Source organism: Streptomyces lomondensis (genome assembly GCF_014651035.1).
Lineage (GTDB): Bacteria > Actinomycetota > Actinomycetes > Streptomycetales > Streptomycetaceae > Streptomyces > Streptomyces lomondensis.
On the sequence record NZ_BMWC01000002.1, the window covers coordinates 747,839 to 762,728 of the forward strand.

Annotated in this window: 13 protein-coding genes; 3 read left to right on the top strand and 10 right to left on the bottom strand. The window is 72.6% G+C overall.

Features of this window, described 5'->3' with window-relative positions:
* Positions 1 to 8 precede the first annotated feature (8 nt).
* Complete coding sequence (locus tag IE255_RS10835) at positions 9 to 1,301, bottom strand: geranylgeranyl reductase family protein (RefSeq protein ID WP_190049946.1); 1,293 nt, start codon at positions 1,299 to 1,301, stop codon at positions 9 to 11.
* 97 nt (positions 1,302 to 1,398) lie between these two features.
* Here IE255_RS10835 and IE255_RS10840 point away from each other — a divergent pair, with 97 nt between their 5' ends.
* Complete coding sequence (locus IE255_RS10840; protein WP_190049947.1) at positions 1,399 to 1,923, top strand: GNAT family N-acetyltransferase; 525 nt, start codon at positions 1,399 to 1,401, stop codon at positions 1,921 to 1,923.
* Between the two features lie 110 nt (positions 1,924 to 2,033).
* A complete protein-coding gene (locus tag IE255_RS10845; protein ID WP_190049948.1) occupies positions 2,034 to 2,345 on the top strand; it encodes a PASTA domain-containing protein in 312 nt (103 codons plus the stop codon).
* A gap of 6 nt (positions 2,346 to 2,351) precedes the next feature.
* On the opposite strand, the gene IE255_RS10850 is transcribed toward IE255_RS10845, so the two are convergent.
* Genes IE255_RS10850 through IE255_RS10865 form a run of 4 tightly spaced genes read right to left on the bottom strand, consistent with a single transcriptional unit; the run spans position 2,352 to position 6,664 of the window.
* Positions 2,352 to 3,047: a demethylmenaquinone methyltransferase gene (locus tag IE255_RS10850; RefSeq protein WP_190049949.1), complete on the bottom strand. Its 696-nt coding sequence runs from the start codon at positions 3,045 to 3,047 to the stop codon at positions 2,352 to 2,354.
* Positions 3,048 to 3,070: 23 nt separating this feature from the next.
* Positions 3,071 to 4,159, bottom strand: a complete 1,089-nt coding sequence (locus IE255_RS10855) for an acyltransferase family protein (protein WP_190049950.1) — start codon at positions 4,157 to 4,159, stop codon at positions 3,071 to 3,073.
* Entirely contained in the window at positions 4,159 to 6,372 is a 2,214-nt protein-coding gene (locus IE255_RS10860) for a bifunctional polysaccharide deacetylase/glycosyltransferase family 2 protein (protein ID WP_190049951.1), read from the bottom strand. The genes IE255_RS10855 and IE255_RS10860 overlap by 1 nt, the downstream gene beginning before the upstream one ends.
* 13 nt (positions 6,373 to 6,385) lie before the next feature.
* On the bottom strand, positions 6,386 to 6,664 hold the full coding sequence (locus IE255_RS10865) for a hypothetical protein (protein ID WP_308280908.1): 279 nt from the start codon (positions 6,662 to 6,664) through the stop codon (positions 6,386 to 6,388).
* Positions 6,665 to 6,970: 306 nt separating this feature from the next.
* On the opposite strand from IE255_RS10865, the gene IE255_RS10870 reads away from it, so the two are divergent.
* Positions 6,971 to 8,002, top strand: a complete 1,032-nt coding sequence (locus tag IE255_RS10870) for a chitinase (RefSeq protein ID WP_190049953.1) — start codon at positions 6,971 to 6,973, stop codon at positions 8,000 to 8,002.
* A gap of 211 nt (positions 8,003 to 8,213) precedes the next feature.
* Here the strand turns inward: IE255_RS10870 and IE255_RS10875 are convergent, their stop codons facing one another.
* The 5 genes from IE255_RS10875 to IE255_RS10895 form a co-directional block, all read right to left on the bottom strand.
* On the bottom strand, positions 8,214 to 8,660 hold the full coding sequence (locus IE255_RS10875) for a hypothetical protein (protein ID WP_190049954.1): 447 nt from the start codon (positions 8,658 to 8,660) through the stop codon (positions 8,214 to 8,216).
* 17 nt (positions 8,661 to 8,677) lie between these two features.
* Positions 8,678 to 9,877: a cyclic dehypoxanthinyl futalosine synthase gene (gene mqnC, locus IE255_RS10880; protein ID WP_190049955.1), complete on the bottom strand. Its 1,200-nt coding sequence runs from the start codon at positions 9,875 to 9,877 to the stop codon at positions 8,678 to 8,680.
* A 70-nt stretch (positions 9,878 to 9,947) separates the two neighbouring features.
* Positions 9,948 to 10,898 (bottom strand): CPBP family intramembrane glutamic endopeptidase, encoded by a 951-nt coding sequence (locus IE255_RS10885; RefSeq protein WP_229906353.1) that lies wholly within the window; start codon positions 10,896 to 10,898, stop codon positions 9,948 to 9,950.
* A 69-nt stretch (positions 10,899 to 10,967) separates the two neighbouring features.
* Positions 10,968 to 11,699, bottom strand: coding sequence for a prepilin peptidase (locus tag IE255_RS10890; RefSeq protein ID WP_190049956.1), 732 nt, complete (start codon positions 11,697 to 11,699; stop codon positions 10,968 to 10,970).
* A complete protein-coding gene (locus tag IE255_RS10895; protein ID WP_190049957.1) occupies positions 11,696 to 14,674 on the bottom strand; it encodes a BTAD domain-containing putative transcriptional regulator in 2,979 nt (992 codons plus the stop codon). The genes IE255_RS10890 and IE255_RS10895 overlap by 4 nt, the downstream gene beginning before the upstream one ends.
* Between the last annotated feature and the right edge of the window lie 216 nt (positions 14,675 to 14,890).

A 14,890-nucleotide genomic window follows, 5' to 3' on the forward strand; every position in this document is an offset into this window, starting at 1 on the left:
GCCGTGGGTCAGGCCTTCGGCGCCACCTTGCTCAGCCCGTTGATGATGCGGTCCATCGCGTCGCCGCCGGTCGGGTCGGTGAGGTTCGCCAGGAGCTTCAGCGTGAACTTCATCAGCAGGGGGTGCGTGAGACCGCGCTGCGCGGCGATCTGCATGACCTTCGGGTTGCCGATGAGCTTCACGAAGGCGCGGCCCAGCGTGTAGTAGCCGCCGTAGGTGTCCTTGAGGACCTGCGGGTAGCGCTGGAGGGCCATCTCGCGCCCGGCGGGCGTCGCGCGGGCGTGCGCCTGGACGATGACGTCGGCGGCGATCTGGCCGGATTCCATGGCGTAGGCGATGCCCTCGCCGTTGAAGGGGTTCACCAGGCCGCCGGCGTCGCCGACCAGCAGCAGGCCCTTGGTGTAGTGCGGCTGGCGGTTGAAGGCCATGGGCAGCGCGGCGCCGCGGATGGGCCCGGTCATGTTGTCCGGGGTGTAGCCCCAGTCCTCCGGCATGGACGCGCACCAGGCCTTCAGGACCTCGCGCCAGTCCAGCTCCTTGAAGGAGTCGGAGGTGTTGAGCACGCCCAGGCCGACGTTGGAGGTGCCGTCGCCCATGCCGAAGATCCAGCCGTAGCCCGGCAGCAGGCGGTCCTGGGCGCCGCGGCGGTCCCACAGTTCGAGCCAGGACTCCAGGTAGTCGTCCTCGTGCCGCGGGCTGGTGAAGTACGTCCGCACCGCGACACCCATCGGGCGGTCCTCGCGGCGGTGCAGGCCCATCGCGAGGGACAGCCGGGTGGAGTTGCCGTCGGCGGCCACGACGAGCGGCGCGTGGAAGGTGACCTCGCGCTTCTCCTCGCCGAGCTTGGCGTGCACACCGGTGATCCGGCCCGTGCGGTCGTCGATGATCGGCGCGCCCACGTTGCACTTCTCGAACAGCCGGGCGCCGGCCTTCTGGGCCTGCCGGGCGAGCTGCTCGTCGAAGTCGTCGCGCTTGCGGACCAGTCCGTAGTCGGGGAAGGAGGCGAGGTCCGGCCAGTCGAGCTGGAGCCGCACCCCGCCGCCGATGATCCGCAGGCCCTTGTTGCGCAGCCAGCCGGCCTCCTGGGAGATGTCGACGCCCATCGCCACCAGCTGCTTGACGGCGCGCGGGGTCAGGCCGTCGCCGCAGACCTTCTCCCGGGGGAACTCGGTCTTCTCCAGCAGGAGGACGTCGAGTCCCGCCTTGGCGAGGTGGTAGGCGGTGGTGGAGCCGGCCGGCCCCGCGCCCACGACGATCACATCGGCGGTGTTCTCGGAGAGGGGCTCGGTCACGACGGTCACGGCGGGATCTCCCCCAGTTCGAAATCTGCGTGCCGACCGGCACAGGACATGGGCAGTCTATGCAGCGGCATTCATCACCCGGCTGAAGGGCTGCCCCGTGAACCGAGCTCTCCCCGCTGTGCGGCTGCGCGTCCCCACCCATGAGGACGCGTTCGCCTGGCACCGGCTCTTCGACGACCCGGACGTCATGGAGTACCAGGGCGGCAGGGCCGCGGAGTTGTCGGTGTACGAGGAGCTCACCGCACGGCAGCGCCGGCACGACGCGGAGCTGGGGTTCTGCCTGTGGACCGTGCTCGACGGGTCCGGGCAGGTCATCGGCTTCACCGGGGCCCAGCCGTGGGAGCGGGAGTGGGGCCCGGCGGGCGAGATCGAGATCGGCTGGCGGCTGGGGCGGGAGCACTGGGGCAGGGGGTACGTCACCGCCGCCGCGCGGCAGACGCTGGAGCGGGTGCGGGCGGCCGGCGTACCGGGCGTCGTCGCGCTGGTCGACGCCCGCAACAGCCGGTCCATCGCGGTGACGCGGCGACTCGGGATGCGCCTCGCCCAGACGCTCACGACGCCGGCGTCGGACCGGGCCGGGCACTGCTACCGGCTCGACCTCCCCGTCGGCGACGCACAGTAATCGACTGTCACAGAAAGACATCTTTCGCTTCCGGCCGGTGCGGGGCGGGAGTTACCCTTCCTGTACCGCTGGGGGTGACATCTGTGCACATATCCCGCAAGACACCCGAAGTGCGCGTACCGCATCTGGTCGGTCTGATGGCCGTGGACGCGCGCGAGACGGCCCGGGCGCGGGGGCTGTTCCTCAACGCGCCGGACCGGCCCGACTTCCACCTCGCCGTCGTCGACTACGTCGTACGCCAGTACCCGCAGCCCGGCGCCGAGGTGCCGCGGGACTCGATGGTCTACGTGTGGTTCGACTTCGGCCCGGGCGAGGGCGGCGGGGGCGTGCACGAGCCGCGCCTCCCGCGACCGCCGAGGGGCGGACTCCAGCGGGAGCTGGACGAGCCGGGCGACCCGTCCATGGTCCCCAGCTCGCCGTAAGCGCCCTCAGGCCTCCTTGAAGCCCCGGTGCAGGGCCACGATCCCGCCGCTCAGGTTGCGCCAGGCCACCCGCGACCAGCCGGCCTTGCCCAGGCGCTCCGCCAGGGCGGGCTGGTCGGGCCAGGCGCGGATGGACTCGGCGAGGTAGACGTAGGCGTCGGGGTTGGAGGACACGGCCCGGGCGACCGGCGGCAGGGCGCGCATCAGGTACTCGGTGTAGACCGTGCGGAACGGCGCCCACGTCGGGTGCGAGAACTCGCAGATCACGATCCGCCCGCCGGGCCGGGTCACCCGCTGCATCTCCCTGAGGGCGGCGTCCGTGTCCTGCACGTTGCGCAGCCCGAAGGAGATGGTGACGGCGTCGAAGGTGTCGTCCCGGAAGGGGAGCCGCGTCGCGTCGCCGGCGGTGTACGGCAGCCAGGGCTGCCGCTGCTTGCCGACCTTGAGCATGCCCTGGGAGAAGTCGCACGGGACGACGTAGGCACCGGTGCGGGCGAAGGGCAGCGAGGAGGTGCCCGTGCCCGCCGCCAGGTCGAGGATCCTCTGCGCGGGCCGCGCGTCGACGGCCTTGGCGACCTCCTTGCGCCATCGCCGGTCCTGGCCGAGGGACAGCACGTCGTTGGTCAGGTCGTACCGTTCCGCCACGTCGTCGAACATCGAGGCGACTTCGTGCGGCTGCTTGTCCAGGGATGCGCGGGTCACGGGCCCATTCTTGCAGCACGCCGTCACGGCAGGAGCCTGGGCTTCCGCCGCGCCGCCACGTCCTCCACCCATCCGCACAGCAGCACGAACACCGCGATCAGCACCCAGCCCACGCCGAACAGGAACCACTGGCTGTCCAGCGGCAGGTACGCCTCGAAGGCGGGCACGTCCCAGAACCGGTCGATCAGCGGTACGGCGAGGACGAGCGCGATCTCGTGCCAGAGGTAGATCGTGACGGCCCGCGCGTTGAAGACGGTCACGAGCCGGTCGAGGCGCCGGAACCGGGCGAGCCCGGCGAAGTCGGTCCGGAAGCGGGCCTTCGCGTACATCAGCAGCGTCACGAACCCGGCCGACCAGAAGGCCTGCGCGAGCGGGTTCTCGTCGAGGTCGTACGTGCCGTACTCGGCCTGGTGCGCGAGGGCGTACCAGCCGCCGAACGCGAGGGCGCCCAGCGCGAGCGGGACCACCGCGGCGGGCTTCAGCCGGGCCAGGACGCCGTCCTCGTGCGCGAAGCCGAGGAGCCAGCAGCACAGGAAGGTCGCCAGGTCCCACAGCGCGGCACCGAGCCGGTCGTCCGGCGGCTGCCAGGCGTACTGGAGAGCCAGGACCGGGATCAGGGACGCCAGCAGTACAGGGACGGGCGCGAGCCGGAAGAGCCGCAGCAGGAGCGGGGAGAGGAGCACGAACCACAGGTAGGTCCGCAGGTACCAGAGGATCTCCCAGGCCTGCTCGCCCCAGGCGCTGCCCGGCGGGTCGCCGAGCGGCACGATCCAGTAGACGATCTGCCAACCGGGCATCCAGCCGTGCACCAGCATCGCGCCGACCACGAAGACGCCCCAGAACCAGAAGGGCGGCAGCAGCCGGCGGACCCGGGATCCGATCACCGTGGGCGCCGGGCGCCGGAGGGACCGCGCCATCAGGGTGCCGGCCAGGCCGAACATGACCCCCATGGACGGGAAGACCAGTCCGGCCCAGGCCCAGCCGAAGGTGTGGTACGCGACGACGCGGACCAGGGCGACCGCGCGGAGGGTGTCGAAGTAGCGGTCGCGGCGGGCCGGCGCCGTCGTGCGGATCCGGTCCGCGACCACCGCGCCCTTGCTGTGCGCCCCCATCAGCCCGCCCCCGCCGGCGTCCCCACCTCGCCCGTCCGCTTCAGCTTCTGCCAGCGCAGCCGGCCGCCGGTGAGGGCGGTGACGCAGGAGTGGATGAGGACGAGGTACATCATCTGCCGGTAGGCCAGCTGCTGGAGCGGCATCATCAGCAGGTAGCGGTACTTCTCACGGTCGAGGCGGAAGGCGTACGCGGCGCACAGGAGCTGGACGCCCAGCACCGCGAACCAGGCCAGCAGGGAGGCCTGGAAGTCGACGAAGATCATCGCGTAGACCGTGAACACGTCGATGAGCGGGGCGAAGACGGGCGTGACGATCTGGAAGAGCACCACCAGCGGCATCCCGACCCGGCCGAAGCGCCCCGAAGGCCCCTTGTCCGTCATGGTTTTGCGGTGCTTCCACAGCGCCTGCATGGTGCCGTAGGACCAGCGGTAGCGCTGCGACCACAGCTGCTTGAGCGAGCCCGGCGCCTCGGTCCACGCGCGCGCGTGCTCCTGGTAGACGACCCGCCACCCCGCGCGGTGCAGGGCGATGGTGATGTCGGTGTCCTCGGCGAGGGTGTCCTCGCTCATGCCGCCCACCTGGAGCACCGCCTCGCGGCGGAACGCCCCGATCGCGCCGGGGATGGTGGGCATGCAGCGCAGCAGGTCGTACATGCGCCGGTCGAGGTTGAAGCCCATCACGTACTCGATGTGCTGCCAGGCGCCGATGACGGTGGTGCGGTTGCCGACCTTGGCGTTGCCCGCGACCGCGCCGACCTCCGGGTCGGCGAAGGGCTGGACGAGCTGCCGTACGGTGTCCGGCTCGAAGACGGTGTCGCCGTCCATCATCACGACGATGTCGTACCGGGCGCTGCGGACACCGTGGTTGAGCGCCGCCGGCTTGCCCGCGTTGGCCTGGCGGATCACGCGGACGTTGGGCATGCCGAGGGACTCGGCGATGTCGGCCGTGCCGTCCGTGGAGCCGTCGTCCACGACGATGATCTCGATCGGATGCGTGCTCCGCGCCAGCGAGTGAAGGGTGTTGGCGATGCACTCCTTCTCGTTGTACGCCGGGACGATCACGCTCACCGGCCGGGTGACCGGCGGCCCCCAGCTGAAGCGGCGCCGGTTGCGCTGCCGGTGGTGGCGGCGGGCGAGGAGCAGCATCATCCCGAAGCGGCCCATGACGGCGACGCCGACCACCATGAGTCCGACGGACAGCGTCGGCACGGCCCACTCGGCGACCGTGACGGCCGCGACCAGGGCCCTGCCCTCGTAGAGGATCGCGCCGGTGGCCTCGCGGTGGGCGGCCTGGAGGCGCGTCCCGCCGGCTTGGGGCGCTCCGGCCGGCGCCTGCTGCTTCTCCATGACGCCGCTGATGGTGGTGAAGGTGTAGCCCTTCGCCCGCATCTTCTCGATGTACTTCGGCAGCGCGGCGATGGTCTGCGAGCGCTCGCCGCCCGCGTCGTGGAAGAGGACCGAGGCGCCCTTGTTCTTCTCCGGCGTCGCCCACTGGACGATCTTCGCCACGCCCGGCCGCTTCCAGTCGTCGCTGTCGGTGTCGACGAAGACGCTGGTGTAGCCGTCCTGGCCGAGCTTTTTGTACACGGGCCAGCTGTAGTTGTCGATGGCGTCCGTCTGCGAGGAGTACGGCGCCCGGAACAGGGTGGTCGTGATGCCGGCCGCGCCCGCCAGCGCGAGCTGGGTCTGCTCCATCTCGCGCCGGACGCGGGCGTCGCTCTGGTACGACAGGTCGACGTGCGTGAAGGTGTGGATGCCCACCTCGTGGCCCTGCTCGACCATGTCCGCCACGATGCCCGGGTAGCGCGACACCATCGAGCCGACCAGGAAGAACGTGGCGGGCACGTCGTACTTCTCCAGGATCTCCAGGACCTCGGGCGTCCAGGTCGGGTTGGGGCCGTCGTCGAAGGTGAGCGCGATGGTCCTGTCCGGGACGGAGACGGTCGTGGCCTGTCCGCCGCGGAAGGTGACGATCGGCCCGCCGTTCAGGACGTCGTCGGGTACGTCGCTGGAGCTGGCCCCGGTGCGGACGCGCTGGTCGCCGCCGACCTCGGCGCGCAGATAGCCGTCGAGGAGCATCACGCAGACCAGGGCGAGCAGGAGCAGCAGGGCGAGGATGACGCGCGGCCTCTGGAGCGCGGCGGCCCTGCCGGCGGCCCGCTCCATCCGGGAGGGGGCGCGGCGGCGACCGCGGGAGGGGGTGGTCGTGGTCATACGGCGGCCCCGGTCAGTCGGAGGCCGCGGCGGCGGACGCGGTCGGGAGTGGTGTGGGAACGGCGGTTCCGGCGCCGGGCGGTGCCGTCGGGACCCCCGGGGCGCCGGGACCGCCGGGGCCGCCCCCGGGCCCCGCGCCCGCGAACGGCAGCAGCTGCGACGGCGTGAGCGAGGTGCCCCAGCCCATGAAGGCGGCGCCGAGGACGGCCGCGTACCCGAGGCAGCCGGCCCCCAGCAGGAGGCCGATCCGGCGCAGCAGCCGGGCCCGGCGCCCGGAGGTGTCAACGAACACGGGTCCTTCGGCGCCTCGTCCGGGCGCGGCGGACCCGTTGCCGCGTTTGCGGCGGCGACCGCGAGGGGCGCGGCTTTCGATGGCAGGCTCGGAATGCATTCCCCGGACACTAGGGCGCCTTTATGTGCCCCAAACTCGGGTTTTCATGTGAGAGACCCATGAGAAACGGCCCAAGCTGTTCTTTCTCTGAGAGTTCTCGGGAATGCCCGCGGAACTCGCCGTGAGTGACCGACCTCGTGAGACGTTTGCTGGCGGGAAACGTACTTCCTGTTTGACCCCCACCTCACGAGAACGGGAGCGCACGTCATGAGGAGTTACCGGAAACCGGCGGCGATCGGGCTGGGCTGCCTGCTCGCCCTCGCCACCGCGGGATGCTCCGGGCAGGGCGACGCGGCCCCCGCGGCTCCCGCGAGTCCCCCGGTGACGACGGCCGCCCCCGGTACCTCGCCGCCTGCCGGGACCGGCACGTCGTATGCCCCGTACGTCAGCTCCACGGAAGCCGCCGGCACGGACTCGGCGGGCTCCCCCGCGACGTACAACCTGGCCTTCGTCATAGCCGACGGCGGCGACTGCACCCCGCGCTGGAACGGCACGCACGCCATCGGCGACGCGGCGATCGCGTCCCGGATCGCGCGGCTCAAGGAGGCCGGCGGCCAGGTCCGGGTCTCCTTCGGCGGCGCCTCCGGCAAGGAGCTCGCGGCCAACTGCGACAGCGCGTCCGACCTGGCGGCGGCGTACGACGAGGCGCTCGACGCGGCCGGCGCGACCCTGGCCGACTTCGACATCGAGGGCGACGAGCTGGCCGACTCCGCGTCCATCGCCCTGCGTTCGCAGGCGATCGCCCGGTTGCAGCGGGAACGCGCCGACCTGGAGGTCTCCTTCACCCTCCCGGTCATGCCGTCCGGCCTGGGGAAGGACAGCCTGGCGCTCCTCGCCTCCGCCAACGACAACGGCGTCCAGGTCTCGACCGTCAACCTGATGACGATGAACTACGGCACGTCCTACGACGGCGACATGGGCGGCTACGCCCTCACGGCCGCCGAGGCCGCGCACACCCAGCTGAAGAAGGTCTTCGGCACGTCGGACGCGGCCGCCTGGCGGGGCATGGCGCTCACCTCCATGATCGGCGTCAACGACGTCAAGGGCGAGACCTTCACGCTCTCCGACGCCGCCCAGGTCCGTGCCTTCGCCGAGGAGAAGGGCATCGCGTGGGTGTCGATGTGGTCCACGGCCCGGGACCGGCAGTGCCCGGCCGGCTCCGGGTCCGGTGAGGCGGCGACCGACTGCAGCGGGGTGACGCAGAGTTCGGGAGCGTTCGGGAAGGCGTTCGCGGGCTGACGCGCCGACGTGCGCGTGTCGCGCGGCCCAGCGACGGCAAGGCGACGGGCTCGTGACGCGCCGCCCAGCGACAGCGAAGCGGCGGGACGACGACACGCAACCCAGCGACAGCAAGGCGACGGACGCGTGACACGCAGCCCAGCGACAGCGAGGCGACGGGACAACGACACGCGGCCCAGCGGCAGCGAAGTCGCGGCGCCTGGAATGCGGTTCAGCGGCGCCGGTGTACGAGCCGGCCCGCGCACACCGTCGCGACGCACTCCCCCGCGTCGTCGAAGACGGCGAGGTCGGCGCGGCCGGTCGGGACGATCGCGGGCCGGGGGGCGCGTGGCAGGACGACGACGTCGTTCCGCTCGGCGGCGGCCCGGAGTTCCGCCGAGTCGACGTACTCCTCCAGGACCGCCACCGCGCCGAGCTTCAGCACCGCGTGGACGCGTTCGCGCGGACTCGGCGCGTCCGGCAGCGGGCCCTCGTGGACGCGGGCGGGGCCGAGGGTCCCGGGCCAGCTGCGCACGCGGGCCTTCGGGAACGCCCCGCGCACGTCGTCGAGGGTCCCGACGGCACCGATACGGTCCCGTCCGACGGCCACGGCGCCGCCCTTGACGGGATCGGAGTCCCAGGTGACGCGGACCGCGTCCGCCGTGTGGATGGTCTCCAACTCTTCTCCGCGACGCGCTAGTTGGAGGCGATCAGCTTCAGCTCGGGATGAGCCGTGCCGCCCTCGATGGCCGTGGACGAGATGTGCGAGACCACGCGGTCGTCGACGGGGTCGTTCGCCGGGTCGTCGTGGACGACGAGGTGCTCGTACGTGGTGGACCGCTGGGCCGGGACCCGGCCCGCCTTCCGGATGAGGTCGATGATCTCCATCCGGTTCGACCGGTGCTTGGCACCGGCCGACGACACCACGTTCTCCTCCAGCATGATCGAGCCGAGGTCGTCGGCGCCGTAGTGCAGGGAGAGCTGGCCGACCTCCTTGCCCGTGGTCAGCCACGAGCCCTGGATGTGGGCGACGTTGTCGAGGAACAGGCGGGCGATCGCGATCATCCGCAGGTACTCGAAGAGGGTCGCCTGCGTCCGGCCCTTCAGGTGGTTGTTCTCGGGCTGGTAGGTGTACGGGATGAAGGCGCGGAAGCCGCCCGTGCGGTCCTGCACGTCCCGGATCATCCGCAGGTGCTCGATGCGCTCGGCGTTGGTCTCGCCGGTGCCCATGAGCATGGTGGAGGTGGATTCGACACCCAGGTTGTGCGCGATCTCCATGATCTCCAGCCAGCGCTCGCCGGACTCCTTCAGCGGGGCGATGGCCTTGCGGGGCCGCTCGGGCAGCAGCTCGGCACCGGCGCCGGCGAAGGAGTCGAGCCCGGCGGCGTGGATGCGCTGGATCGCCTCCTCGACGCTGACCTTGGAGATCCGCGCCATGTGCTCGACCTCGCTCGCCCCCAGGCTGTGGATGACCAGCTGCGGGAAGGCCCGCTTGATGGCGGCGAAGTGCTTCTCGTAGTACTCGACGCCGTAGTCCGGGTGGTGCCCGCCCTGGAACATGATCTGGGTGCCGCCCAGCTCGACCGTCTCGGCGCACCGGCGCAGGATGTCGTCCAGGTCGCGCGTCCAGCCCTTGGCGGTGTCCTTGGGCGCGGCGTAGAACGCGCAGAAGCGGCACGCCGTGACGCAGACGTTCGTGTAGTTGATGTTGCGCTCGATGATGTACGTCGCGATGTGCTCGGTCCCGGCGTACCGGCGCCGCCGTACGGCGTCGGCGGCGGCTCCCAGCGCGTGCAGCGGGGCGTCCCGGTACAGCACGAGCGCCTCGTCCGGGGTGATCCGCCCACCGGCGGCAGCGCGGTCGAGGATGGGCTGAAGGTCGGCCTTCTCGGTCACCGGGCGTCCCTTTCGTAAGGGTTGTGGACGGACCAGCCCAGCGTACGCCAGGGGTTCGGGGCGCCGGACGTCAGGCCGTGCGGGCGGGTCCGGGGAGCCGCGCCGGCGCGGTGGCCGGCGTCCAGAGGCGCTGCGGCCGGTGACGCCGGGCGAGCCAGAGCACGATGCCGGCGTAGAGCAGGTCGGCGGCCACGGCGGCGAGGGCCAGGGACAGCGGGGCGTCGGCCGCGGTCTCGTCGGACGACAGCCCGCCGACGACCGCGGCGGAGGCGCCGAAGGCCAGCAGGTTGTTCAGCACGTGCAGGGCGATGGCCGCCTCCAGCCCGCCCGTGCGGATCGTCAGCAGCCCCGAGACCAGTCCGGACACCAGCAGGCCGGCGAAGCCCCAGCGGGTGCCCCAGCCGTGGGCGGCGGCGAACAGCACGGCCTGCGGGACCACCGCGAGCCACGGTGACCGCACGAAGGCCCCGACGGCCTGGGTCAGCCAGCCCCGGAAGACGTACTCCTCGGCCGCGGCCTGCAACGGGACGAGGGCGGCCAGCACGGCCAGGGAGACGAGGAAGGAACCCCAGCCCACCCACACGTCGGACCCCTCGGAGGAGCCCGGCAGGAGGAAGGCCGTCACCGTCAGCAGGGTGAGCGGGAGCACGGCGGCCAGCAGGCACCGGCCCAGCCAGCCGGCCCGCAGCCGCCCGGCGACCGACGACACGGTGCCGACCGGTCTTCGCCCCGGCCACAGCACGGCCAGCAGCACCAGCGGCAGGGCGATCGCGAGGGAGATCAGCTCTATCGCCGTGTTCCCGAGCGGCCCCAGGTCGACGCCCCCGTCGGGCAGTTCGGGCAGTCCGGCCATCGCCCCGACCACGTAGGAGGCGACGACCAGGGCCATGACGAGCACGACGTACCCGCCGAGCACCAGCAGACTGCCGACCAGCGGCCGCCACCAGCGGTGACGGCCCGTTGCGCGGTCCAGACGGTGGTACGGGACGCCGGTGGGGCCGGGCAGGGCTTCGGTTGTCATGATCACAAGCATGCCAACCGGGGCAGACCGGGGGCGTCCGCCCCCAGAAGGAGAACCTCCGGCCGGAGATCAGGCCGTGTAGGCGCCCACGAGGAGGCCGAGACAGGCCCCGGCGATCAGGAACGGGCCGAAGGGGATGGCCGTCTTGCGGGTGGCCCGGCGGGTGAGGACGAGGGCGGCGCCGTACAGGGCGCCCAGGAGGAACCCGGCGAACGTGCCGAGCATCACCGTCGGCCAGCCGTACCAGCCGAGTACGGCGCCGGCGCCGAGGGCGAGTTTGACGTCGCCGAAGCCCATGCCCGCCGGGTTGACGAGGAAGAGGACGAAGTAGCCGCCGCCCAGGGCGAGGGAGCCGAGGAGGGCGGTGGTCCACTGCCCCCCGTGTTCGGGGACGAGCGCGGTGAGGCCGAGCAGGGCCAGGGCGGCCGCGGCGAAGGGGAGGGTGAGCGGGTCGGGGAGGCGCCGTACGCGAAAGTCGACGACCGTAAGGAGGACGCCGACGGGGGCGAGGAGCAGCCAGACGCCGAGCTCGGGGCGGGTGCCGGTGGCGGCGGCGAGGGCGGCGCAGAGGAGGGCGGTGGCGATCACCAGGGGTGTCGTGCGCGGCCCGTAGCGGCCGGGCGCTGCGCACTCCCGGCACCCCGCGCGCCCCAGCCAGCCCCGGACGGCATGCCCGGCGGGGCAGTGCTCCCGCCACGGCTCGCCCGAGGGGGCCGAGAAGCGGTACGCCGCGCGCGGCAGAAACGCTCCCGCCGCCGCGCCCCACAGCGCGGCGGCGACGACCAGCAGCCCGGTGCTCATCCCGCCGCGGCGATCGCGTCACGCCACGTCGGCAGCAGCTCGTCGAGCAGCGCCTCGGTGCGCGGCGGCAGCCCGCGGGCCCCGCTGCGGCCGATGAGGTCCGTGGCGAGCGCGGTCAGCCGGGAGGTGTCGCCGGTGGCGTGCGTGGCGCGCAGCAGCTCGTGCCACAGGCGCTCGTCGGCCGGGGCGGTGCGCAGGGCCGCGTTGAGGGCCTCGATGGCCTTCTCGGCGCGGTTCTTCTCCATGTGGAACTCGCACAGCGCGAGCCCGGTGTCCGCGACGAGCAGCGGCAGCTGAGCGTCGATGATCTCGTGGGTGAGCCACCGGTAGCGGCCCTCGGGCCGGTCGGCGAGCAGCGGCCCGCGCACGAGCACGAGCGCGTCGGTGAGCAGCCGCCCGCGCACGGCCCGGCTGTCGACGCCCCTGCCCTGGGTGGCCTCGTAGTAGAGGGACCGCAGCACGTCCAGGTCGGAGACGACGGACTTGGCGAGCGTGAGCCGCCCGGTGCTGTCGGTACCGAGGCGGCGGGTGCCGTCGGGGTCGGTGCCGAGCCAGTCGCGGAGCCGGTCCAGCAGCGCGTCGCGGACGTCGTCGGTGACGCCGCGCGGCCACAGCGCCGAGGACAGCACGCGCGGGTGCACGCCCTCGCGGTGCAGGAGCAGCAGCGCGAGCGCCTCGTGCAGCAGGGCGCTGCGGTCCCCGTCCGGGGTGTCCAGGCCGATGATCTCGTACGGCCCGACGAGCCGGGCGTAGACGGCCGGCCGCCCCTGCTCGCTGATGTCGACGAGGAACGGCGGCCGGTTGGCCGGGCCGCCCTCGGGCCCGTGCTCGGGGTCGGCCTCGACGAACAGCTCGACCACGGCCCGCTGTTGGGCGGCGGGCAGCAGCTGGGCGTCGAGTTCGAGCCCGAGGAGGGGCGCGAGCAGCTTGCCCTGGCCGGTGATCTCCATCTCCCAGGCGGCGCCCGGCAGATCGCCGGACTCGGTGCCGACGAGGTAGCCGATGCCGAGCCGGCCGGCGTCGGCGGCGAGTTCGGCGAGCTTGACGGCGTCCTCGGCGGACGGCTGGGCGGCGAGCAGCACGAGGTGCGGGGCCCAACGGGTGTGCTGGGCGGGCCCGGTGCGCCCGGTGAGGACGGAGTCGTGCCCGGCGGCACCCAGCGCGCCGCGCCGCTGCCGCGTCTCGGCCTCCATGGTCTCTACGAGCGCCTCGACGTCCTCCAGGTGCCGGATCCGGTTCGGGGCGAGCGGCGTCAGGTCCTCGCCGAAGCCGACGAGCGTGATGGTCATGCGGTCGGACCAGCCGTTGGTCGCCAACTCGGCGGCGACGGACGCGAAGACGGCGGCCCGGTCGGCCTCCCGGCCGCTCAGCGAGACGATGCCGGGCACGGCCTCCAGGTTGAGCAGCAGCCGCGAGTCGTCCATGGTGCCGAGGCTGACGAGCCCGGGGTACGGGGCTGCCGTGTCGACGTCGTCGTAGCGCTCGGCGTCCGTCCGGGACAGCATCCAGAAGGTCTGGTCCTGCCCCTGCTGCCAGGGCGCGGGCGGCTTGCCGGCGGGCTGGGCGAGCTGGAGGTGCAGGTCGCCGTTGCTGAGCCAGGCCGCGTAGACGACCGGCAGCGCGCGCGACTCCTCGGCGAGGGAGGCGGCGAGACCCCGCAGGCTCCGGTCGAGCAGCCGCACGCCCTCGGGGTCGGCACCGACGAGCAGCGCGTCCTGGACGTCCTGCGCGTCACCGCTCGGCGTGGGCGGCTCCATGCCGCGCCGCCCGCCGACGGCCCCGAACGCCGACTGCCACAGCGCCTGCCGGCGCCGCCGCCCGAGAGCGCCGAGAAGACCGGCGGCGAGGAGCGGTGCGGCGAGCAGGGCTTCGGGGAGGCCGAAGGAGCTCTCGGACTCGGCGTCGACGCCGGTGACCTGCTGGTGCCCGGTGTCGGGGGCGGGCCGCTGCTGGTCCGGGAGGGACACCTGGGAGGCACCGCCGCCCTGCGCGTGGTCGCTGCCGCCCTGGGCGCCGCCTCCGCCCTGGGCGTGGTCCCCGGTGAGGGCGTAGTCGGAGATCTGCTGCTGGACGTCCGGCGACACGTTGGGCGCCTCGTCCGGCAGCTCGACGAGCTCGCCGCCGCGGGCGTCGCCCGGCATCTCCATGATCCAGCCGGGCCGGATGAGGCTGGCCTCGGAGAGCTTGGACCCGTCGGGCTGGATGCGGTCCTTGTTGAGCTCGAAGATCTCCTTGTAGCGACGCCCGTCACCGAGGTGCCGCTCCGCTATCTCCCACAGGGAGTCGTGGTGACGTCCCTCGGGCGGCTGGATCCGGTAGTACTTCGTGTCGCCCTGCTGGGCGGTGCTGCCGCCGGCCTCGGCGTGCGAGGCGGCGTGCGAGGCCTGCTCGGCCAGGGCGGAGGCGGCACCGGCGGCCTGCTCCTGCTGCTGTGCGAAGAGCCCGGGGGTCGCCTGGGCGGCCGCGACGGTCGGCTTCTGGTTGGCGTCGTAGCTCTGCCCGAGCTGCGACAGCCCGGGCGTGAAGCTGGCCGCCGTGGCGCCGACGAGCAGCAGCGCGGCGACGAGCTGCCGCGCGAGCAACTGGCTGGGCCCGGCGCCGGGAACCCGCCCCGGCACGCCGACACCGGACAGCGCGGCCTTCATCTCCACCAGCACGCACGCCGTGAACTGCGCCCAGGCCAGCCACACCACGACGGTGAGGATGTTCAGGAACGTCTGGACGGTGATCTCCTGCTGGAGCCAGTCCAGGCTGGGCACCCCGCTCGGCAGCGGCCACCCGATCTGCGTGGCCAGCGCGAGGGGCACACCGACGAGCAGCACGACCAGGGCGACGAACGCCAGGAACGCCTTGACGAAGTCCCCGAACGACCGCCGCCGCACCCGGACCGGCTGCGGCGTCCGGTTCCTCGGGGCCGGCGTTCCCGTCGTACTTCCCGTCGAGCTTGACGAGCTTGAGGTGCGGCGTCGCGGCATGGCGGGTGTCCTGGGGTCGTGTGTGGAGTGCGGTGAGGCCGAGCTGTGAGGTGAGAGGTGTGCTGAGCCTACAGAGATCTTATTGACTCTTATGGGGGTCGTCGAAGGGCGGAGGGGACGAACGCCGGCGGCGTCCGTTTTGCCCCTGTGTTCCGCGCGCTTGCACCCATCGACCGGATTGCCGGGGCCGTCTCTTCGCGACTGCCACGCACACTC